Annotated in this window: 17 protein-coding genes and 1 pseudogene; 7 read left to right on the plus strand and 11 right to left on the minus strand. The window is 37.2% G+C overall.

Annotated elements, in window-relative coordinates; translation table 11 throughout:
- Positions 1-53 precede the first annotated feature (53 nt).
- The 5 genes from ACH2AZ_RS08350 (at position 54) to ACH2AZ_RS08370 (ending at position 9,341) form a co-directional block, all read left to right on the plus strand.
- Complete coding sequence (locus ACH2AZ_RS08350; RefSeq protein WP_394907471.1) at positions 54-3,548, plus strand: SusC/RagA family TonB-linked outer membrane protein; 3,495 nt, start codon at positions 54-56, stop codon at positions 3,546-3,548.
- A gap of 22 nt (positions 3,549-3,570) precedes the next feature.
- On the plus strand, positions 3,571-4,995 hold the full coding sequence (locus ACH2AZ_RS08355) for a SusD/RagB family nutrient-binding outer membrane lipoprotein (protein WP_394907472.1): 1,425 nt from the start codon (positions 3,571-3,573) through the stop codon (positions 4,993-4,995).
- 10 nt (positions 4,996-5,005) lie between these two features.
- Positions 5,006-6,595, plus strand: a complete 1,590-nt coding sequence (locus ACH2AZ_RS08360) for a calcineurin-like phosphoesterase C-terminal domain-containing protein (RefSeq protein ID WP_394907473.1) — start codon at positions 5,006-5,008, stop codon at positions 6,593-6,595.
- Positions 6,588-7,514: a glycerophosphodiester phosphodiesterase family protein gene (locus ACH2AZ_RS08365; RefSeq protein WP_379043649.1), complete on the plus strand. Its 927-nt coding sequence runs from the start codon at positions 6,588-6,590 to the stop codon at positions 7,512-7,514. The genes ACH2AZ_RS08360 and ACH2AZ_RS08365 overlap by 8 nt, the downstream gene beginning before the upstream one ends.
- A gap of 210 nt (positions 7,515-7,724) precedes the next feature.
- Positions 7,725-9,341, plus strand: a complete 1,617-nt coding sequence (locus ACH2AZ_RS08370) for an Ig-like domain-containing domain (protein WP_394907474.1) — start codon at positions 7,725-7,727, stop codon at positions 9,339-9,341.
- On the opposite strand, the gene ACH2AZ_RS08375 is transcribed toward ACH2AZ_RS08370, so the two are convergent.
- The 5 genes from ACH2AZ_RS08375 to ACH2AZ_RS08395 all read right to left on the minus strand — a co-directional run bounded on the left by ACH2AZ_RS08375 (position 9,328) and on the right by ACH2AZ_RS08395 (position 14,596).
- Positions 9,328-10,104 carry an amidohydrolase gene (locus tag ACH2AZ_RS08375; protein ID WP_394907475.1) on the minus strand — a complete coding sequence of 259 codons (777 nt, stop codon included), beginning with the start codon at positions 10,102-10,104 and terminating at the stop codon, positions 9,328-9,330. The two genes, ACH2AZ_RS08370 and ACH2AZ_RS08375, sit on opposite strands and share 14 nt — an antisense overlap.
- A gap of 165 nt (positions 10,105-10,269) precedes the next feature.
- Positions 10,270-10,827: a hypothetical protein gene (locus tag ACH2AZ_RS08380; protein ID WP_394907476.1), complete on the minus strand. Its 558-nt coding sequence runs from the start codon at positions 10,825-10,827 to the stop codon at positions 10,270-10,272.
- 122 nt (positions 10,828-10,949) lie between these two features.
- Positions 10,950-13,490: a cation-translocating P-type ATPase gene (locus tag ACH2AZ_RS08385; protein ID WP_394907477.1), complete on the minus strand. Its 2,541-nt coding sequence runs from the start codon at positions 13,488-13,490 to the stop codon at positions 10,950-10,952.
- A gap of 46 nt (positions 13,491-13,536) precedes the next feature.
- The gene (locus ACH2AZ_RS08390) at positions 13,537-14,028 is read right to left on the minus strand and encodes a hypothetical protein (RefSeq protein ID WP_394907478.1); all 492 of its coding nucleotides are present in this window, start codon (positions 14,026-14,028) and stop codon (positions 13,537-13,539) included.
- Between the two features lie 442 nt (positions 14,029-14,470).
- Positions 14,471-14,596 carry a hypothetical protein gene (locus ACH2AZ_RS08395; protein WP_394907479.1) on the minus strand — a complete coding sequence of 42 codons (126 nt, stop codon included), beginning with the start codon at positions 14,594-14,596 and terminating at the stop codon, positions 14,471-14,473.
- Between the two features lie 233 nt (positions 14,597-14,829).
- Here ACH2AZ_RS08395 and ACH2AZ_RS08400 point away from each other — a divergent pair, with 233 nt between their 5' ends.
- Positions 14,830-15,099, plus strand: coding sequence for a group II intron maturase-specific domain-containing protein (locus tag ACH2AZ_RS08400; protein WP_394907480.1), 270 nt, complete (start codon positions 14,830-14,832; stop codon positions 15,097-15,099).
- A gap of 107 nt (positions 15,100-15,206) precedes the next feature.
- Here ACH2AZ_RS08400 and ACH2AZ_RS08405 read toward each other — a convergent pair whose 3' ends face one another.
- The 6 genes from ACH2AZ_RS08405 to ACH2AZ_RS08430 all read right to left on the minus strand — a co-directional run bounded on the left by ACH2AZ_RS08405 (position 15,207) and on the right by ACH2AZ_RS08430 (position 19,686).
- Positions 15,207-15,395 (minus strand): hypothetical protein, encoded by a 189-nt coding sequence (locus tag ACH2AZ_RS08405; protein ID WP_394907481.1) that lies wholly within the window; start codon positions 15,393-15,395, stop codon positions 15,207-15,209.
- Entirely contained in the window at positions 15,388-15,996 is a 609-nt protein-coding gene (locus tag ACH2AZ_RS08410; protein ID WP_394907482.1) for a mobilome CxxCx(11)CxxC protein, read from the minus strand. Before ACH2AZ_RS08410 ends, ACH2AZ_RS08405 begins: the two co-directional genes overlap by 8 nt.
- 434 nt (positions 15,997-16,430) lie before the next feature.
- Complete coding sequence (locus ACH2AZ_RS08415) at positions 16,431-16,913, minus strand: hypothetical protein (RefSeq protein WP_394907483.1); 483 nt, start codon at positions 16,911-16,913, stop codon at positions 16,431-16,433.
- Positions 16,914-17,112: 199 nt separating this feature from the next.
- Positions 17,113-17,643, minus strand: a complete 531-nt coding sequence (locus tag ACH2AZ_RS08420; RefSeq protein ID WP_394907484.1) for a GNAT family N-acetyltransferase — start codon at positions 17,641-17,643, stop codon at positions 17,113-17,115.
- 446 nt (positions 17,644-18,089) lie between these two features.
- Positions 18,090-18,581, minus strand: coding sequence for a hypothetical protein (locus ACH2AZ_RS08425; protein WP_379043680.1), 492 nt, complete (start codon positions 18,579-18,581; stop codon positions 18,090-18,092).
- A gap of 484 nt (positions 18,582-19,065) precedes the next feature.
- Entirely contained in the window at positions 19,066-19,686 is a 621-nt protein-coding gene (locus tag ACH2AZ_RS08430; RefSeq protein WP_394907485.1) for a TrmH family RNA methyltransferase, read from the minus strand.
- Positions 19,687-20,336: 650 nt separating this feature from the next.
- On the opposite strand from ACH2AZ_RS08430, the pseudogene ltrA reads away from it, so the two are divergent.
- Positions 20,337-21,607, plus strand: a pseudogene (gene ltrA / locus ACH2AZ_RS08435) (group II intron reverse transcriptase/maturase).
- The last annotated feature ends 52 nt before the right edge of the window (positions 21,608-21,659 follow it).

Raw genomic sequence — 21,659 nt, forward strand, 5'->3', positions numbered from 1 at the left:
ACAGTTTGGGCTTATGAGTATGCAAACAGCCATTAAAATCAGCTATTTAAACTATGAAAACTAAATTACAAAAATTAATTAAACTACCTTACTTATTTTTAGGTTTATGCCTTTTGCTGCCGGGAATAAGTACATTCAATTCGCTTGCTGCCGAAAAGAGTGTTAGTGCTATTGATCTCGCTATAAGGAATAAAACCCTAATAGAGATTTTTGAGACCATCGAATCACAAACGGCATATAATTTTATTTATGATACTAAAATTACTCAAGATGCAGCTAAATACAACATTAATATCAGCCATAAGGATATTCAATCGGTTTTAAAACAATTGGAGAATTTAAGCCCATACACTTTTCGCCTTTATCAGCATAGTATTAGTGTAAAATATCAAGAAGAGCAACAACTTATTTTAAAGGGCAATGTACGCGATAGCCAGAACATTCCGTTGCCTGGAGCCAGTGTTTTGATTAGGTCTAGTGGGGTAGGAACCACCACCGATTTTGATGGGAACTTTAGCTTAGAGGTGAGTAATTTTCCTGTTGAAATTCAAATTTCATACATGGGCTTTGAGACCCAGCTTATCAATTTAGAGACCAATCGAGTACTCGAGGTAACTCTTCAAGAATCAGACAATGCACTTAGCGAGGTGGTTATAACCGCGCTCGGAATTAAACGAGAAGAAAAAAAATTGGGTTATGCCCAACAAAGTATATCAAATGAATCATTAACAGCAGCAAGGCCAAACAACTGGTCTGAAGCGCTTAGAGGAAAGGTGCCCGGACTTAATATAAATGGTTTGGGTGGGCCCGTGGGCTCCCAGCAAATTGTTTTGCGGGGTAACGCCTCTTTAGATCCGAGTAACAATGCTGCATTAATTGTAATTGATGGTGTGCCTATACAAAATGAGTTTCCGGGTTCGGGAGCTTCCAATGGGTATATGGGAGGCTCGGCTAGTAATGATACCCCTGTTGATTTTGGAAATGCTATAGCCGATCTTAATCCAGAGGACATAGCCAGCATTTCGGTACTAAAAGGACCAGCTGCGGCTGCTCTATACGGTTATCAAGGTGCCAATGGTGCGGTAATCATAACTACTAAATCTGGTAAAAAGGCAAAAGGGCTAGGAGTTACTTTTTCAAGTAATACAAAAATTGATATCATACAGCGTTGGCCCGATTGGCAATATACCTATGGGCAGGGAAGTGGAAAAGGTAGTTATTTAAAACCTGCTACCGACGAGAATGGTAACCCAGTTGCTTATAACGATAGGTTGTATTATTCTTACGGAGCCTCGGAAGATGGGAATTCGACTGGTGGAAGTAGTAGTGCTTTTGGGCCTAAGTTTGATGGTCAGTATTACTTTCAATACGATCCAGAGCTAGAAGGTCAATCGGCCGAAAGACAATTGTGGAGACCTTACAAAGATAATCGTAAAGACTACTGGCGAACTGGGGTTACCCACACACAAAACGTAGCGGTGCAAGGCGGTGGTGATGCAGGAAATATGCGGGCCTCCCTAACCCATACTAAGAATGAATGGATTATGCCTAACACAGGCTTCGAACAACTGTCTTTATCGCTTAATGCAAGCCATCGGATTTCTGAAAAAATAAAGATGCAAGGGGTAGCCAATTATCGCAACAAAACCAGCGATAATCTACCAGGACAAGGCTATAATAATCACTCTATAGCTTATTTCATGATTTTTCAAAATCCTAACGTAAACCTAGATTGGTATAAGCCCATTTGGAAAAAAGATGCAGATCAACTGGATATGATTAGACCTTATAGCAGCTATATAGACAATCCTTATGCTATGGCACATGAAATTATTAATGCACTAGACCAACATGCCTTTACCGGAAATTTAAATACGCAAATAAAATTATCTCCTTCACTAGAGTTAATGTTACGCGGCTCAATAAATATGTATAATAAGAATATGCGACAAGAGCGACCATATGATATTAATCGTTATGCAAGAGGTTATTACCGAAAGACCAATGTGTTTAAAAATGAAACCAACTTAGATTTCTTACTTACCTATACCAAGCAATTTAAAAATTGGAACCTCACCGGAAATCTAGGAGGCAATCGTCTAGATTACCAATATTTGAGGCAAGACTCTTGGGCAGAAGGTCTCGAAATTCCTGGACAGTACAACTTGGTTAACGGCACTGAGACTTTTACAAGTGAATATGACGGTTTTAATAAGGTTAATTCTCTTTATGGCTTATTGAATATAGCTTACAGAGGGTATTTGTTTATTGATGTTACAGCCAGAAATGATTGGAATTCAATGCTACCAAAAAAGAATCAATCCTATTTCTTTCCTTCTATAAATTCTGGTTTTGTATTTAGCGAGATCATTGATTTAGGACAATCGGTGAGTTTTGCGAAACTACGCGGGTCTTGGGCACAAGTAGGAGGTGCAGGTCAATTTGCTAACCGCTACAAAACCCAAAAGTATTATGGACGATCAGATTTTCCAGGTGCGGCCGTTGCTCCTGGATCACTTTATAATACCAATTTAAAACCAGAGATCACTACGAGTACAGAGTTCGGGTTAGACTGGCGAATGTTTAAAAGCAGACTTAAGCTTGATTTGAGTGTTTATGAAAATATCTCTAAAAATCAAATTTTATCTACGCCATTACCACAATCATCTGGCTATAGCAATATGTTGATAAATGCCGGTAAGGTACGCAACAGAGGAGTAGAGGTTTTGCTTTCGGCAACCGCATTGAAATCTCAAAATTTCTCATGGAACACGACCCTCACTTGGTCTAAAAATGAGGGTAAGGTATTGTCTTTACACGAAAATGCAGAAAACGGTCAATTAGAAATGCTTAGCTCTTCTGGAGCCAAATTAATGGCGGTTGAAGGAGGTTCTCCAACCGCTTTGTTTGGAAGAGCATATTTAAGAAATGAAGAAGGTCAGGTGATTTATGATAATAAGGGAGCTCCAAAAATGACCGATAATAGTGTTTATATCGGCGATACTCAACCCAAATGGATTGCTGGTTTTATCAATAAATTTACCTATAAAAACTTTGATTTAAACTTGGTGATTGATGGTAAGTACGGAGGGAAAATTTATTCGCATACGCATCATAAATTGACCCAGCAAGGAAAACTAAAACATACTCTAAAGGGTAGAGATACGGGGGAGTTAATAGGAAAAGGAGTAGTGGAAAATCCCGATGGATCTTATTCAGAAAATACTACACCGCTTAGCATTGCAAATTATTACAACCTACACTATCCCTTAGCCAATACCGAAGCTAACTCTTTTGATGGTTCTTTTGTAAAACTGAGAGAAATAAGCCTAGGCTATAGTTTTGGAAGGCAATTTTTAGCGAAGAGCTTTTTAACCGATCTTAAACTTTCTATTTACGGTAGAAATTTAGCTGTAATTTCAGACTTTCCTATTTATGATCCCGAAGTAGCAGGTATAGCAGGAGGTTCAAGTATGCACCCTGGCGTTGAAGTAGGGCAAATGCCTGTGCCAGCTGAATACGGGTTTAATCTAAAAGTTAGTTTTTAAAACCATAGAATAATCAACAACCATGAGAAAATTTATATTGATAACTTTAACTGTAATTGGACTAAACGCTTGCACTAAAGATTTTGAAGAAACCAATACAGACCCTAATAAATTAACCGAAATTACGGCGGGTAGCGTGCTGAACCCAGTATTGTATGAATTGGCAAAGAGAAATGCTTATACGGTTCGTAATTTATCTGCACCAATGATGCAAATGTTTATTCAGACCGATGATTATATCAATGCACCTTTTTTATACAGTTTTACCCAGAATGTTGGCGGATCTATGTGGAACGCCTACTATAAGCAAATAAACAATTTAAATGAGATGGAACAGGCCGCTATTAGGGAGGGACTTCCTAATTATGAGGCTATTGCACTTAGCTTGAAAGCCTATACCTATTCGCTACTTACCGATACTTTTGGAGATGTACCAATGGTTGAGGCTGGCCAAGCAGAAAATGGTGTATTCTATCCTTCCTTTACCCCTCAAAAAGAGATATATGAACAGATTTTTAAAGATTTAAGCTATGCTAATAGTCTCTATGACCCAGAAAGTCCAATGCCTTATGTTCCCGATATTTTATTTAATAATGACGTTTTACATTGGCAAAAATTCACTAATTCCTTGCATTTAAGGTTGCTGTTACGGGTTTCAAACCGGCCCGAACTGCAAGCTTTCGATAAGTTAAAGCAAATGCTAAATGACCCCATGCAGTATCCTGTATTTGAAAGTAATGAGGAGCATGCAGTAATCGAAATTACTGGAATACCTCCTTTACTTTCACCTTGGGATCGCCCGCAGGATTTTGGCGTATTTAGATACTATACAGCATTTTTTATCGATCGGTTAAACGAGTGGGATGATCCCAGAAGAGCCGTTTTTGCTAGTGAAGCCAAAGGTCTCAATAATGAGAATTACGGCTATATAGGAGAGCCAATTGATTATCTAAATGAATCATTGGCAGATAGTATTGCAACCGCTTCTGGAGTTCAAAATTCATTAGCTGAAGCCCCTTTAATTATACCCATTTTAACTTTTGCAGAAGTTTCATTTATAAAAGCCGAATTAGCGCAAAGAGGTTACTTGGGTCAGGCAGAAATGCACTACAAAACGGGTGTAGAAGCTGCGGTGAAATTATGGGGAGAAGATTTGCCCAGTGATTATTTTGACAACCCCTTAGCAGCTTATGATAATAGTTTATCTAGAATTTTAACTCAAAAATACTTCGGTTTATTTTTTACCGATTTGCAGGCATGGTATGAACACAGGAGAACTGGTCTACCGGTTTTACCTACCACTACCGCTATGGAAAATAACCAGCAAATGCCCGAGCGACTTTATTATCCGATAGATGAGGTAGACCGGAACTATGATAATTATCTAAAAGCAATCGATCAAATGGGACCAGATCAAATCAATACCAAAGTTTGGTGGAATAAATAAATAGAGAAAAATGATAAGAATATTACCCATAGTACTATTGACTTTTATTAGTCTTTGGTGCGTAAGTGCCCAAAATAAAGTAAGTGGTTTTGTTTATGAAGATCTTAATAAAAATGGTGTTAAAGATCTAGGCGAACCAGGAATAAGCCAAGTTGGCGTTAGTAATGGCGAACAAGTTGTACGCACAGATAAATCTGGAGCATACCAGTTAAGCGTTGACAAGGATCAAATTATATTTGTCATAAAACCTACAGGGTATAAGGTACCCGTTGATGAAAACCAATTACCGCAATTTTATTATATTCATAAGCCTGAAGGTTCGCCAGTTTTAAATTATAAGGGGGTGTCACCAACTGGACCGCTACCAGAGGAAGTGAATTTCCCATTATTTGCAACCCAAGAAAGCGATCGTTTTAGTGCTTTGATTTTTGGCGATCCGCAAGCTTATAATAAGAAGGAAATTGATTACTACTACCGCGGGATAATTAAAGAGTTAGAAGGAATACAAGGAGTAGAATTTGGCTTGAGCCTAGGGGATTTGGTAGGAGATGATTTGAGCTTGTTTAAACCCTATATCAAGGCCACTCAGGCAGTAGGCATACCATGGTATAACGTACTTGGTAATCATGATTTGAATTTCGATGCCGAGCTAGACCAACATTCAGACGAAACCTTTGAAGCTCACTTTGGTCCGACCAATTATGCATTTAATATAGGGAAAGTCCATTTTATAGTATTAGATGACGTACTTTACCCTGATCCCAGAGATAAAAAAGGTTATTGGGGTGGCTTTCGAAAAGACCAACTTAATTTTGTAAAAAACGATTTAAAATACGTACCCCAAGATCATTTGATTGTTCTGGCTTTTCACATTCCGATTTCAGAAACAGGAAAGGATACCTTTAATGACAAACATAGAGAGGCTTTGTTTCGATTATTAAAAAAGCACCCTTATACTTTATCATTGTCGGCTCATACCCATATACAGAAACATGACTACTTTGGGAAAGAATCGGGTTGGCGGCATAAAACTCCTCATCACCATTATAACGTAGGTACCACTTCGGGCGATTGGTATTCGGGAGCTTTAAATGAATCTGGTGTACCTATTTCTACCATGCGTGATGGCACCCCAAAAGGTTATGCGTATATTCATTTTGATGCGAACCAATACCGCATTCAATACAAAGTGGCTGAGCAGCCTATTAGTTATCAAATAGAATTATATCATCCTAAAGTTGTAGCACAAGCAAATAAAACCCGTGCAGGCTTGTTCGCCAACTTCTTTATGGGGAGTAAAACAGATTTGGTGGAGTATAGAGTGGATTCAGGAAAGTGGAAGACTATGCGTTTTACCCCTACTTTAGATCCGAGCTACCAGTTAAACTTATTTAAACGTGATTATGCCAACCAATTAATGCCGGGTAAACGAGGTAGTAATGCTATTCCTAGTACACATTTATGGTATGCCAAGTTGCCAGCTGAATTAACTATTGGGAAGCATCAAATTGAGGTGCGAGCTACCGATAGATATGGCCAAGTGCATTACGCACAAAGTGTCTATAATATTGAAACTCCGCAAAACAATGACTATGAATAAAAGGAGACCTAAAGTAGTGGCCTTAATAATATATGCTTGTTTAGTGGCAATATCTTGTAAGAAAAAGTCTTCGGATTTACCGTCAGAGGTTCAGAATTTGTCGAAGTATAAAGGCGAGATTCACGGACATCGAGGAGATCGTGGGAGTTTCCCTGAAAACACTATTCCGGCCTGTATTAGTGCCTTAAAGAAAAAAGTAGATTTTATCGAAATTGATGTGGTAATTTCAAAAGATCATCAAGTGGTTGTATCTCACGAGCCTTATATGCATCATATTCTTATGAATACTCCAGACGGTGGGGTTATAGATGAGGCAAATCAGCTAAATTATAATCTATTTACTATGACAGCCGATAGTATTAAAACGTATGTAGCGGGTAATTTGCCTCATCCGCAGTTTAAAAGTCAACAACCAACCAAAACTTACAAACCAACATTGGTAGGACTTATTGATACGCTTAATATATATGCTGAACAATTTAATTTACCCGAACCTAAGTTTAATATAGAACTCAAATCTAATCCGAATCTCTATGGGAAATACCAACCCAAGCCAGGCCAGTTTGTAGAACTACTTATGCAAACCTTAAAAGATAAAGGAATGATAGACCGTGTGCAGCTGCAGTCTTTTGATTTGGCCGTGTTGGAATATCTGCACGAAAATTATCCTGATATGCCTTTGAATTATTTGGTTGGTAAAGGGAATTTGGACGAGAATTTAGCTAAACTGAGTTTTAAACCCCAAGCTTATGCTGTGCATTTTGAGTTGCTCAAATCCGTAAAGGATGTAGAAGCAATTAAAAATAAAGGCATGAAGGCCGTAGTCTGGACCGTAAATGAAAAAAAACAGATTGCGCAGATGAAAAACTGGGGAGTTGATGTGATTATAACCGATTATCCAGAAAGAGCCTTATTTTAAACCTGAGCGTAGTTAGTTTTGCAGTTTTCAACGCTCTTAAGGCAGGTGCAAATTGCGCCTGCCTTTCTTATGTTAGCGCCGCTGGCATCCGCTTAAAGCGAAAAGAGATTATTTGTTATAGGTGTTTGAGCTGGTAGAGTTTATTTTTTAGACAAGAAATGAAGTATTATAAAGGCTTATTTTGTTATTTTGCTTAAAATAGGAGAGCAGATGAGTAAAAAATGGGTTTATATGGTTTTGGCACTGGTGGCTTTAAGTGCTTTTACGCATTGTGCCAAGCGCGGGATGCCAACAGGCGGTGAGAAAGATACTATACCACCGGTGTTTTTACGCGCCAATCCGGGGAACTTTACCACCAATTTTAAAGCTGAGGAAATCCGTATTCATTTCAATGAGTTCATCAAATTGCAAGATGCGCAAAAACAAGTTATTTTCTCGCCGCCCCTAGATCCCAAACCTACTTTGAGTCCGCTAGGCAATCCGCAAAAATACATCCGCATTCAATTTAACGATACGCTGTTGCAGCCCAATACTACCTACACGATAAACTTTGGGAATAGCATTGTAGATCATAATGAAGAAAATCCGTTGCCTTTTTTTAAATACGTTTTTTCTACCGGACCCCAATTGGATAGTTTACAAGTTAGCGGTCGTGTTGACAATGCGCTTGAAAGAGAAACCGATGCTTTCGTAGCGGTGATGCTTTACCGATTAGACGAGCAGTATACCGACTCTATTCCTTATCAAAAGCCGCCCACCTATATTGCTTATACTAAGGATTCTACAGGGCAGTTTAGTCTAGAGAATATGCGTGCCGGAAAATACAAAGCCGTCGCGATAAAAGACGAGAACAGTAATTATTTGTACAACCCTTACCAAGATAAAATAGACTTTTTAAGCGATACCATAAGCCTACCCACCGATAAAACCTTACGTTTTAGTTTGTTTAAAGAAAAGCCGAGCTTTGAATTGGTAAAACTCAAACAAGAATCGGCGCGAAAAGCTGGCATTGGCTATGTAGGAGAACTGCCCGATAGTCTAGAGATTAACCAAATTTATCCGACATATGCCAACGCTAAATTGCCTTACATCAAAAGTTTAGATACCGATACCTTATATTATTTTGTTCCAGAAGCTTTAAAACAAGACAGTTTGGTGATAGCCTACCGCCACCAGCAGCAAGTAGATACTTTGCACACCCGCGTGAAAGAATTGTATAAAGATTCCTTGCAATTTACACCGCTTACCAAGCCCAATATCGGTTTATTAGATAGTATTGGCGTTTATGCCAATGTACCTAAAGCCGACTTAGATCTAACAAAAGTTTCGCTGACCGATCAAGACAGTGCGACAGTAGCATTTAAATCGGTTTTTAAACCTATAAAAAACCAGTGGGTATTCGGTTTTGAATCGGCTCCCAGTAGCAAATACAATTTACAACTTTTACCCGGAGCTTTTACCGATATTTATGGTGCAACCAATGACACCTTAAGTTTTAACTACCAAACGCCAAGTCTAGATAATCTCGCCAATTTACAGGTAAATGTAAGCATAGATTCGCCGTACCCTTTGCTAATGCAGGTGCTTAATGATCGTGATGAGATAGTACGCTCTATAAGTCAAAACAATGCGCAAAAAGCATTTGCGTTTAATTACCTTAAACCTGGCAATTATTATATTCGTTTAATTGAAGACGTTAACGGCAATAAGCAATGGGATACCGGAAATTACTTAAAAAAGCAAAAACCCGAAAAGGTACATTACCTGCCGGGTAAGGTAGAACTACGTGCCAACTGGGAGGTGGTAGAGCAATTTAATATAAGGTAAAGCTATCGGCATCTCGTAAGAAACCCAACTTTTTTCTGGCTTTTTGCAATGCTTCTTTGTTTAGTAGCACTCCTTGGCTAGTGTCTTTTTCAAGCTTCTCGGGGGTGAGTGCTTGGCCCAGCATATCGCAAATTATGGAATGCCCTAGGTACTGGTTTTCATTGGCGTCTTGCCCTATTCGATTTACGCCCACAACATAACTCATATTTTCAATGGCACGCGCCTTTAACAGCTGATCCCAAGCATAGGTGCGGCGTGCAGGCCAATTGGCTACATATAGTAGCAAATCATAGGCTTCATCTTGATTACGCGACCAAACCGGGAAGCGCAAGTCATAGCATATCAACGGGCAAATGCGCCAGCCTTTATAAGTAATAATGTTTAGCGCTTTACCAGGCGAGTACTTGTGCTGTTCACCTGCTAAACTGAACAGGTGTTTTTTATCATAATGCGTGTATTGGCCATCGGGATAAACAAAATACAAACGGTTGTAATACTTTTGCTTTTCTTGAACGATTAAGCTCCCGCAAAGGGCAAATTGATATTGGGTAGCCATTTTTTGCATCCATTGCAAGCTGGGTCCGTTGGTCGGTTCGGCTAGGGGTTCGGGATGCATGCTAAAGCCCGTACTAAACATTTCGGGCAGCAGCACTAAATCGGTAGGAGCTAAGTTGGCCAATTTAGCCTCAAAATGAGTCCGATTCTTCTGCGGGTCTTCCCAAAAAAGTTGCGTCTGAATAAAACTTACATGTAAATCTTCCATGCTTCTAAGATATAAAATACTTCTTGAAAGCGAATGGTTTTTCCGCTTAAAGCGGATGCTTGAGACGCATTTAGCATTGAAAATTAGAATTTTCTAATTAATATTTTGTTTATGGGGAGCCTACAGCCGTAATTGCGGTTATGCATTGTTGGCAACTGGCTTTTTTTATAATATGTCTTTGTCTTTTCCGTCAATTTTATGTTTCATTTTTTGTCCCATCCCGTTTGTCACATATCCAGCAACCATTTCTTTTTTAATTTCTCCGTTTTCTAAATATTCCAAGGTTATTGAGCAATCTCCAGTAATTCCAACCCACACAGTTTTACTTTCATTCGGTTCAAGTTCAGCGATGTGCTCTGTTTCACATCCGACTATTTTAATGTCAGTCAGTTTGTTATTAGTTCCGTTTGTGAACGTGATTCTCATATTCCCAATTAAAATCAGCGAGAACCAAATGAAAAGGAACATTATTGGTAGATTAATCAGCATCAATCCGCTTGTTTTTAAAAGTCTTTTACGATTGGTTGAGTCCGAATTTGATTTAGCTAAAATTGCTATTAAAATTATGAAATTTACAATTCCTGTAAGAACTATAAATCCGTATCCGATAAATAACAAATCGCTGTTTGAGGTCAGAAAGTAAATTCCGAAAATCAATGCTCCGATTAAAAATGATAGTATAGCAGTTCCTTTTCCTAAATTGATATATTTTTCGGATTTCATTTTTTTTAGCTTGTTGCCAACGGTTTGCGTGTATGAGAAGTAGCGGATTAAAAAGCACTTCATTTTCAGTCTGGTGCAAAACTTTATTAAAAGAACAGACCTTTGATTTACCAATAAACCCGCTATTTTTCATACACGCTGTTATAAGCTGGCCTTTCTATTATACTTGCTTTTCCTCGCTTTATTATTTTTACTATTTCATACCAAATAACGGAAATAAACCCGATTATTATACTGGTCAAAAGTTGAACCCAATTCAACCTTTCAAATTCAAAAAATACTGTCAAAGGATTTACATAAAGTATTAACCCCACAAGAACGATTGTAATAAAGACAATAAATAAAACCATATTGTTTTTATACTTCAAGGTCGTTAAAATGGAATAATAAAATGAACGATTGATTAATGTAAGAAAAATATTTGCAGTAATTAAAACGGTGAAAACCATCGTTCGTGTAATTGCTTCGTTATAACCACTAACCACGGCAAACTGGTAAATAGACAATGTTCCTACTGTGATGAACAATCCTTGAATAATACTAACAGAAAGCTCCTTCAAATTAAAAAAGGTTGTAGATAGCGGTTTCGGTTTTTTAGACATTGTATTCGGCTCCATCGGTTCGTTTTCGTATATTATGGAACAAGTTGGCCCCATAATTAACTCTAAAAAAATGATGTGTATCGGAGAAAAAATATTCGGATAAATCCATCCAAGGGCTAAAGGAATAAAAACGGTAAATATAATGGGGATATGTATAGAAATGATGTATTGGATAGCTTTTTTTAGGTTGGTATATATTTTTCTTCCCATTGCAACGGCATCCACCATTTTGGACAAGTCATCTTCCAATAAAATTAAAGAAGCTGCCTGCTTGGCTATTTCAGTTCCTTTTTGTCCCATTGCAATACCAATATGTGACGCTTTTAAAGCAGGGCCATCATTCACGCCATCACCTGTCATTGCTACGATTTGATTGTTGGATTTTAAAGCATTGATTATTTTCAGCTTGGCTTCGGGAAACATTCGGGTGAAAATGGCCGTGTCCATTACCCTAACTTGCAATTCTTTTTCCGATAGTTCCATCAACTCATCTCCCGAAATGGTTTTATCATAATCCTTAAAACCAATTTGCTTTGCAATGGAAGCTGTTGTAGCTGTATTATCACCCGTAATAATTTTCACTTGTATGCCTGCGGTATAAAAATCTTCCATTACTCGCTGAATATTCTTTTTTGGCGGGTCATAAAAGGCAACTATCCCCTTAAATTCAAAAGGTAAGTCTTGTTGTTGTGCAGGATAATCTTCACCTTCAAAATTGGAGACACCTACACCTAAAACCCTATATCCTTCAGTTGCTAAAACCTCGATAGCAGAATGGATTTGTTGTATATCCGTCTTGTTAAGATTTGACACTTTGATTAATGCTTCGGGAGCACCTTTGGCCGCAATAATTTTATTGTCCTTATTATCAGAAAAGATATGCGTCATCATAGGAGGTTTACCACCTAAAGGATATTCGTGAATGAGCTTGTAATTAGGTCGTTCGTCATTTATTATTAGGTTTTTATACGCTTGATGCAATGCCACTTCCATAGGGTCGAACGGAATGGGTTCACTTGCCCACATTGATAATTCTATAAGCTCTTTTTCGCTGTCGTTTAATACTGACTCAGGGCTTACAATTTTATTATTTTTCAAAACAAACAGTTTGGCCAAACTCATTTTGTTTTCAGTAATCGTTCCTGTTTTGTCTGTACAGATTACCGTTGCACTTCCAAGGGTTTCTACTGTTTTAGTTTGTTTTACTACAATTCCCAACTTCATCAATCGCCACGCCCCAAGCGCCATAAAGGTGGTAAAAGCCACAGGAATTTCTTCGGGCAAAATACTCATTGCCAAAGTGAGCGATTGTAGTAAGCTGTTTAAAATATGTTTTGATTGCCAATAATTGATAACCCAAACAAGCACAAAAACGATAGCCCCTACGATAGCCATCCATTTGACAAAATTGGACACCTGAATTTCTAAAGGTGTTTTTTCTTCGCTGATGCTCTCTAAACTCTTTCCAATTTTACCTAATTTGGTTTCGTTACCAATAGCCGTAATTTCAGCAATGGCCAATCCACTTGCTACAATGGTTCCGCTGTAAATAAATCTGTCTTCTTTTTCTTTATCCTTAAAAACAGCAAGCGATTCACCTGTAAGTATTGATTCATTAACAGAGAAATCGTTCGACTGCACTATGTTTCCATCTGCGGTGATTGAGGTGCCTTCTTCCACCAAAAGAAAATCACCCACCACCAATTCTTCACTTTTTATTTCAGTAAGGATTCCATTCCGAATGACTTTGCAATGGGGTTGGGACAGATCCTTTAATTTTTCAAGGGCGTTTTTACTTCGCGAATCCTGATATAATGAAATGGAAGCGATAAAAAGGATAGCAACGACCATAAAAATGCCATTACCTGTTTCACCACTAATAAAATAGATAGTAGAGGCCACCAACAATAAAATGGTCATAGGTTCTTTAACTATCCGAAGTAAAACATCTAAAAAGGTGTTTTCTTTTTTATAGTCAAGCTTATTGCGTCCAAATTTTTCTCTTGAAAAGTTAACTTGTTCGCTATCTAATCCTTTTATGTTAAATTGATTTACAGGCATTTTAAGCTAACTTTTATTGCATACAAAAAAGATTTTGTTAGCTCTATTAGTCATCATCATCTTCTTGGTTTTCAATATTTTTAAGTGAAATAGTTAGGTCTTTCACAATTTCTGAATGTCTTATTTGTCCACCTAAATAGCCTGTTCTTGCTACCAGTCCGAAACTAACTAATGAAATAAGAAAAATTACAAATGCTATTGTTCTTGTTGCAGGTGATTTTCTCAAAGTCAGGAATATCCCTATGATGGAAGCCACTCCTAAAATGATTAGTGAAACCAAAGCATAGATTGCAAAATCTTCGTGTCTTTCGATTGTTGCTTCAAAAATTCCCGGCAAATGTTCCACACTTTCTTCTGCTGCTTCGCCTGTTAAGTAAGCAATGCCTACACCCATAGAAGAAATGATAAAAAGGCCATAAGCGGCAATTTTCGTTTCATTGCTTTTTGTCCAAAGGCCATAGGCAAGGACAAGTCCACCCAAAATTGAACCGAATATCGGAAGATGGGTGATTACTAAATGAATGTGTGTTTGATCCATTGTATTAATTTTCTTAAAGGTCGTCTTTATTTTTCAATAGGAATATGATATTTCACTTTTAAAAATGATTCTTAGATTGATGTGTTGTTTAGGCTTGCTTATAACTCGTTATATCCACTCAAATATACACTTTTAAAACAATTTTGTACTGGATAAAGCCTAACTCGGTTATTAGGGATAAAATCTGGAAGGGTCAATATTTTCCCGTACAGGCTGCTTTGGTTTATAAGTCAAGGAGAACGCGATGCAACCGCGCACTAGCGGGGAAAGAATATCTAATCATAATGTAAAAATTTATAAATTTGTATTAATATTTTCAAAAAAATACTAAAAAAATGGAAAAACAGAGTAAAATTCTACTTTATATATCTTGTTTCATTTTGGTCTACTGGTTTTTGACTAAATTGATTGACTTATACGATTACGCAATTATAGGTGCTATTTATGAATTGACAGCTTTAATTTTTCTATTTGCTACTTTTTTGATGCCTATTTTGGCTTTAGTATTTTGGATTAAATCCAAATTTTCCACAAAAATCAAAATTATTTCTCCAGTAATTATTTCCATTATCAGTATTTTGGTTATGATTTATTTTCCTTTTTTATATGAAAATTGATGTTTGGTAATGAATAGGCCATAAAATTCTTAGCTATTGCACAACTCGTTATATCAACCCAGATATACACTTTTAAAACAATTTTGTACTGGATAAAGCGCTACCAGCTAATTGCGGTGTAAATAAGATGGGTGCAGTATTAACTTGTTAAGACTAGTTTTGGTGATAAGGCAAGGAGAACGCGATGCAATCGCGCACTAGCGGGGATAGCCCCGATTTGGCAGCTATCATAGCAGACAAAGTTCGAGGTTGGATTCATTATTATGGTAAAGTTCGAATGAGCGAACTGCATTATGTATTTCGGTTTTTGAATAAGCGATTAGCGAAATGGGTACGAAACAAATATCGGAGGTTCAGGCGAAAACATTGGTTCTTTGCTTACAAATGGTTACAGGAAACTGCAAAGCATTATCCTAACCTGTTTGTGCATTGGCAATATGGTTTTAAGCCTTAGACCTGCCTGACGGCAGGCAGGCTTGTTAAGAAGAGCCGTATGATGTGAGAGCATCACGTACGGTTCTGTGAGAGGTTTAGGGGTGAGACTCCCCTTTACCTACACGACTATTTCCCACAATATGGACAAGTGTCCGTCATCATTGGTCCTAAACTTCTTTTAAAGGATTCATTTATTTCTCTTTTTTCTGAATATTCCTTTTTTTCAAAATCTAATATGAAGTCTCTAACTTCTTTTCTACTATCCCAATCTAATTCTGAATAAACTTTTAGTAGCCTTTTTACTTTCTCATCCATTGAATAATAATTTATTGATTAAACTTTTTTCATAATTTCCACATACTTCACAATCTGTTGAATCTAGAGATAGAGGAACTTCTTTGCATCCGATACAAGTTCTTTGGAATTCACGTAATGCATATCTCATTCCTTTTCGTCTTTCTAACTCTTTGATCTGAAATTTCGAATCTTGATCATTTCGGAGATTGTATTTTGTATTAAGAATATCTATTTTATGTTCTAATAATTTTAAATCTGATGGTGGATTTTTTCCTAACTTTTTAAATTCTTCTGATAAGTTTGCGTAATCATTTGTAGCCTCAATAGAATAAGAAAAATTTTCACTCCATCTATTTACAATTGAAAATACTGATATTACTAGCTGCAATATTGTAAGTGGAATAGAGATATTGATTGTCCATTTTAATATATCTGAATCAATTCCATAACCAGATGCTGTCGCTCCAATAAACACGGGAACAATTATCCCTAAAATTGTCAAAAACCTTATCCAGTTATTGTAAAAAACTGTCCGTTGACTAAAAATATATGATTTCCCAAAACTTTGTATTGCTTTATCCCAAGCTTCTTTTCCAAATATTTGTTCTTGTTGTGTCATTGTTTAAATTATCGCCAACTCGTTATATCCACTCAAATATACACTTTTAATAGCATTTTTTATTAGGTAAAGCGCTACCAGTTAATTGCGGTGTAAATAAGATGGGTTCAGTATTAACTTGTTGAGGCTAGTTTTGGTGATAAGGCAAGGAGAACGCGATGCAATCGCGCACTAGCGGGGATAGCAATAAACCATTCAATACGCAAAGAGGTGCAATTTATAAGTTTTTGGGTATCCTAAGTCTACCGCTAAGAAAAGAAATGTTGCTAATCATCTCTAAAGGAGCAGCACAGCAATAGATTAATCCCCATAGTACCAACCGACAAACAGCCGGATTAGTCAACACGGCGTTCATGTTAGGCTCCCGAAAAAAGAAGTCGGGACAGGCTGTACCGGCCACACGAACGCTTAGTTGCTGTGTACAGTTTTTATTCCTATTTCTTTAATTTAAAAATCCAAGATGTCAATTTGTATTTATATTTTAAATGAAAAATTAATATTGGAATTGGTCTTAGAGGTTTTGATTCCTTTTCTTCCAGTAGCTCTTTTAAAATCGCTAAATCGAAATTTGTATTTTCAGCTTTGGGATTAAATCTATTCAAGTTTTTAACAATAGAGATATAATATTTTTTGAATAATATAAAATCATAATTGAAACTATTCAGTTTGTTATAGAATTCATCAATGTCAGATTCGGTCAAACTAATTTTTTGAGTAGACAAGTCAATAACAGTCATTGTTTTTGAAATTCCTCTCAACATAATATTATTTTCAACATCTTTTTCTGTTAATTTACGAGCTTCGTTTTGTTTTCTAGGTAATTTATTTCTGAACTCAACTAATATTTCGTAAAACGAATTATGTTTCTCATAAAGAGGTTTAATTCCAAATGTCAGAATGTTTAATATTAAATCCATTTTGTTGTTTCAGAAATTGTACCCAACGTGTTTGTATATGGCTCGTAGCGTGCAAATTAGCGATTATTTTCGGTTGAGCCACAAGCCAGATTTTTAAATTTTGCTATTTATCTTTTTTATTGGAAAATCGTCAAATTTAAAAATTTGGCGACTTTCCAAATATGCCTTAACTTCGATTAAGCAACTCACTAGCTATGAGCTATATACGTTGTTGTAGCCAGTTATTTTTCCAGAGTTCATATCTTCTATCAGTACAATTATCTCTTTCGTTAAAAAATTCGCTCACAGGTTCCATAAACTTATTTAATATTTTAACCGAACCAATATTCGCAATATTTACATCAGCCATTACTTTTTCTACGTTCATTTTTTTAAAATAATATTCTAACATTCCTTTCGTAGTTTCTGTTCCGTATCCTTTTCCCCAATAATTCGTTCTGAATCGGTATCCTAATTCCTTTTCGCCATCCTCGTTAATTAGAAATAGAGCAAGTCCAATCATTTCAGATTTCCCTTTTTCATATATACCACAAGCACGTTTTTGGTCTTTTAAATCATTCAATTCCAAATTCAGACTTTTGTTAAATCTATCTGTTATTTGGTCTTCAGTAAATGCTTTTTGGGGTATTAATTCCAATATTTTTGTGTCAGTAAAAAGTTCAGCGAAATATTCCTTATCCGCTTTTTCTAAACTTTTAATAATTAGTCTTTCGGTTTCGAATATTTTCATTTTATCGAAATGCTTGGTTTTAATTGGCTACAACTCGTTATATCCACTCAAATATACACTTTTAAAACAATTTTGTACTGGATAAAGCCTAACTCGGTTATTAGGGATAAAATCTGGAAGGGTCAATATTTTCCCGTACAGGCTGCTTTGGTTTATAAGGCAAGGTGAACGCGATGCAACCGCGCACTAGCGGGGATAGCAATAAACCATTCAATACGCAAAGAGTTGCATTTTATAAGCTTTTTGGGTATCCTAATCTACCGCTAAGAAAAGACATGTTGCTAATCATCTCTAAAAGGGCAGCACAGCAATAGATTAATCCCCATAGTACCAACCGAAAAACAGCTGGGTTAGTCAACACGGCGTTCATGTTAGGCTCCCGAAAAAAGAAGTCGGGACAGGCTGTACCGGCCACACGAACGCTTAGTTATTAGGCAAAGTATTTTTTAATTTATAATTCCAACCGCAATTATTCCAACCACAACTGCTCCAATTATTACAGCTTTGAGTTTCATATTCGAACCATATAAATGTCCATATAAAGTTGTAAGAATTTCTAAATCCGTAACTTTCTTGTTTGTTATTTCAATTTCGTATTTGTTCGTATTTACAATTTGGTTCTCATTTCTGATTTTCAAAAGAGTATTTTTTTCTTTATCAACCATTTTTGTCCCCCATTTTAATCCAAAAACACCTGTTATTTTATTTCCTGTTTCTAAAATCTCTGCATTTCCTGAAAAAGAGTTCATTTTCAAATTATAAATAACTTTACCATTTTCGGAAATTTCGGTATTCCATTTATCGCGATATAGTTCGTATTTGTTTTCTCCGATTTTAATTTCCGTATTTTTAAAATTCGGTTGTGTTTTAATTCCACCAATTAAATTGTTTTCCTCGTTATAGACATTCAAAATATCATTTTCTAATTTAGCTATCATATCTTTTTTTTAGTTAACGTTTTCTATTTGTTGCTCGATATTTTGCACAACTCGTTATATCAACCCAAATATACACTTTTAAAACAATTTTGTACTGGATAAAGCCTAACTCGGTTATTAGGGATAAAATCTGGAAGGGTCAATATTTTCCCGTACAGGCTACTTTGGTTTATAAGGCAAGGAGAACGCGATGCAATCGCGCACTAGCGGGGATAGCAATAAACCATTCAATACGCAAAGAGGTGCAATTTATAAGTTTTTGGGTATCCTAAGTCTACCGCTAAGAAAAGAAATGTTGCTAATCATCTCTAAAGGAGCAGCACAGCAATAGGTTAATCCTCATAGTACCAACCGACAAACAGCCGGGTTAGTCAACACGGCGTTCATGTTAGGCTCCCGAAAAAAGAAGTCGGGACAGGCTGTACCGGCCACACAGCTTGCCCCGATTTTTCATTGGGGAACGCTTAGTTATTAGGCATAGTTATTATTCCGCTATGATTTCAGGGTCATTTTTCCGCCCTCTTTTGTTTTCAGCTTGATATTCTCTCCGCTGTTTTGTTATTTCATAAAGTACAATTCCAGTACTTGTCGCAAGGTTCATACTTTCAATTATTCCAGCCATTTGAATTTGCACACAAGCTTTACAATTTTTAACTGCCAAATCGCTAATTCCACGAGCTTCGTTTCCGAACCAAACTGCTAATCTCTTTTGCGTATAATCTCCATTTTGTAAGTAAAGATTGGTTTTTTCTTTCGTATGCGGTGAAGTAGCAATTGATATGAAACGTTTTTTTTCTAAATGTTCAATACATTCTTCCGTGCTCGAAAATGTTTTTACAAAACTCCATTTAATAGCGGAAACGGAAGGTTTTAAAAGTGATTTTCGTTCACGCATTTCCTCCCAGTTTTCTGGTAATCTTTTCTTTCCATCAACTATATAAAGCTTTTCAACTCCAAGTGCATTTATATTCCGCACAACAGTTCCTATATTTTTTATGTCAGTCGGTTCTTCGAGAACTGCGATAAGATTTTTACATCTCAAATCCTTGACTTCATCAGCCTTTTTTCTCAAACTTGACTTGGTATTTTCGGTCTGTTTATTCAATTGACGAATGTTTGTTTTTAATTATGCCTAACGTGTTTGGCTATGGTTTCGTTGCGGATAAATCCGCAGGATTTGTCCGCCGTAGACCAAAGATAGTAAAGTGGAAGGAATTTTCGGCAGAAAATTCCGAAGCAATGAACTATAGCCGGTGTGTGTGCCCAGCATGGGCATCTTTATTATATCGAAGATATGATATTAATCTATAGGGTGCAAGTCCCTTATGGGCAGGGGTAACGCCTTGAACCATTAGTAAGCTGCAAGCTTGTCTGTCGCGAGACAGGAAGTGAAGGAAGCAGGACTACAAACCCTGGTACTGACGAACAGGAACCAGATATGAGGCTACAAGGTTGGATGAGCAAGCACATCATTGTGATGTCCTAAACATTTCTTTCGAAATGAACACCGAAGTAGTAGATCTGGCAGGAATCAGGGGAAAGAAGATGTTCTTACCTGGGGAGGTCTCTAAAGTTACGTGTAACTATATGGAGAAGTCAGCCGAAGTCGTAGTAGCCAGCCGCCTGATAGGTTGGTGAAGGACTGAACGATAATGGTCCTCAATAAACGAGGGAGCAATCTTACGCTTGCGGATAGTGTTCCAGTAAGATAGTAGCCCTTGATTAAGCGGGACAGCGAATCGATTGTAATGATTTATGATTAAACAATTAACAAGTAAAAAGAACCTAAATGCTGCCTATCGACGGGTGTACCGCAATAAAGGAGCAGCAGGAGTAGATGCAGTTCAAATAATAGAACTGAAATCCATTCTACAAACGCACGGTAAGCGATACATCCAACAGATAGGACGGGAGCAATATCAGGTATCTCCAATACTGGGTGTTGAAATACCAAAAAGCAATGGGAAGAAACGTTTACTCGGCATTCCCACCGTTGTGGACAGGGTATTTCAACAAGCACTGCAACAAGTTTTGCAACCTGTATTCGAGCCAAGCTTTCAGAAGCATAGTTATGGGTTCAGACCAAAGCGCAACGCCCACGGGGCTGTTGTCCAAAGCCTTGAAAATATTAACTCCGGTTATCAGTACATAGTGGATATCGACTTAAAGAGTTTCTTTGATGAAGTGGAACACTATATTCTTTTGGAGTTGATTTATAAAAAGGTAAAAAGCAAGCCAACGATGAAACTGTTGCGCTCATTTCTTAGAGCGCCAATACTGATTGACGGTAAACTACATAAACGCAGAAAAGGAGTACCGCAAGGTTCCCCCTTAAGTCCGCTGCTTTCCAATATCCTGCTCAACGAGCTGGATAAAGAACTGGAAAAACGTGGACATCGTTATGTAAGATATGCCGATGATTTCAGTATTTACCTCAGGAGTAAGAAAGCTGCAAAACGAGTAGGCAACAGCATCTACAAGTTCTTACGGGACAAGCTCCAACTTCCCATAAACAGGGAGAAAAGTGGTATACGTAAACCTTTAGATTTTCAAGTACTGGGGTTCGGTTTTGTGCCGACCTACAAGAAAGGGGAAAAAGGTAAGTATCAACTGGTGGCTGGATTATCGAAATGGAAAGAATTTAAGGCAAAACTTAAACATCTAACCAAAAAGACGATTCCTGCCAATTTTGAAGAACGTATCCAACGGATCAACCTGCTACTGCGGGGCTGGATAAATTACTTCAAACCTGCCTCCATTCAAGGAAAGCTTAAAAAGCTGTAAGAATGGCTAAGAAACCGTTTACGGTACTGCATCTGGTCCCGAAGCTTCGGGAGAAAAAGCCCGAACGAAAACGGAAAAATCTTATCCGATTGGGTGTAAATCCAGATCAAGCCTATGCCTGGAGTCGTACCAGAATGGGAGGTTGGGCAGTAGCCCAGAGCCCTATTTTGCGTACCACTATAACCGTAAAACGATTAAAGTTGAAGGGTTATGTTAGTTTAATCGAATATTATAACCGATGAGTTTCATTATTGAACCGCCGTATGCGAGACCCGCACGTACGGTGGTGTGAGG

The sequence above is a fragment of the uncultured Mesonia sp. genome (assembly GCA_947499595.1).
Taxonomy (GTDB): domain Bacteria; phylum Bacteroidota; class Bacteroidia; order Flavobacteriales; family Flavobacteriaceae; genus Mesonia; species Mesonia sediminis.

Coding starts and splice junctions, on each gene's coding strand:
- ACH2AZ_RS08350 (WP_394907471.1), top strand. CDS start 54: ATGAAAACTAAATTACAAAAATTAATTAAACTACCTTACTTATTTTTA.
- ACH2AZ_RS08355 (WP_394907472.1), top strand. CDS start 3,571: ATGAGAAAATTTATATTGATAACTTTAACTGTAATTGGACTAAACGCT.
- ACH2AZ_RS08360 (WP_394907473.1), top strand. CDS start 5,006: ATGATAAGAATATTACCCATAGTACTATTGACTTTTATTAGTCTTTGG.
- ACH2AZ_RS08365 (WP_379043649.1), top strand. CDS start 6,588: ATGAATAAAAGGAGACCTAAAGTAGTGGCCTTAATAATATATGCTTGT.
- ACH2AZ_RS08370 (WP_394907474.1), top strand. CDS start 7,725: ATGAGTAAAAAATGGGTTTATATGGTTTTGGCACTGGTGGCTTTAAGT.
- ACH2AZ_RS08375 (WP_394907475.1), bottom strand. CDS start 10,104: ATGGAAGATTTACATGTAAGTTTTATTCAGACGCAACTTTTTTGGGAA.
- ACH2AZ_RS08380 (WP_394907476.1), bottom strand. CDS start 10,827: ATGAAATCCGAAAAATATATCAATTTAGGAAAAGGAACTGCTATACTA.
- ACH2AZ_RS08385 (WP_394907477.1), bottom strand. CDS start 13,490: ATGCCTGTAAATCAATTTAACATAAAAGGATTAGATAGCGAACAAGTT.
- ACH2AZ_RS08390 (WP_394907478.1), bottom strand. CDS start 14,028: ATGGATCAAACACACATTCATTTAGTAATCACCCATCTTCCGATATTC.
- ACH2AZ_RS08395 (WP_394907479.1), bottom strand. CDS start 14,596: ATGGAAATAATTACTGGAGAAATAATTTTGATTTTTGTGGAAAATTTG.
- ACH2AZ_RS08400 (WP_394907480.1), top strand. CDS start 14,830: ATGCAATCGCGCACTAGCGGGGATAGCCCCGATTTGGCAGCTATCATA.
- ACH2AZ_RS08405 (WP_394907481.1), bottom strand. CDS start 15,395: ATGGATGAGAAAGTAAAAAGGCTACTAAAAGTTTATTCAGAATTAGAT.
- ACH2AZ_RS08410 (WP_394907482.1), bottom strand. CDS start 15,996: ATGACACAACAAGAACAAATATTTGGAAAAGAAGCTTGGGATAAAGCA.
- ACH2AZ_RS08415 (WP_394907483.1), bottom strand. CDS start 16,913: ATGGATTTAATATTAAACATTCTGACATTTGGAATTAAACCTCTTTAT.
- ACH2AZ_RS08420 (WP_394907484.1), bottom strand. CDS start 17,643: ATGAAAATATTCGAAACCGAAAGACTAATTATTAAAAGTTTAGAAAAA.
- ACH2AZ_RS08425 (WP_379043680.1), bottom strand. CDS start 18,581: ATGATAGCTAAATTAGAAAATGATATTTTGAATGTCTATAACGAGGAA.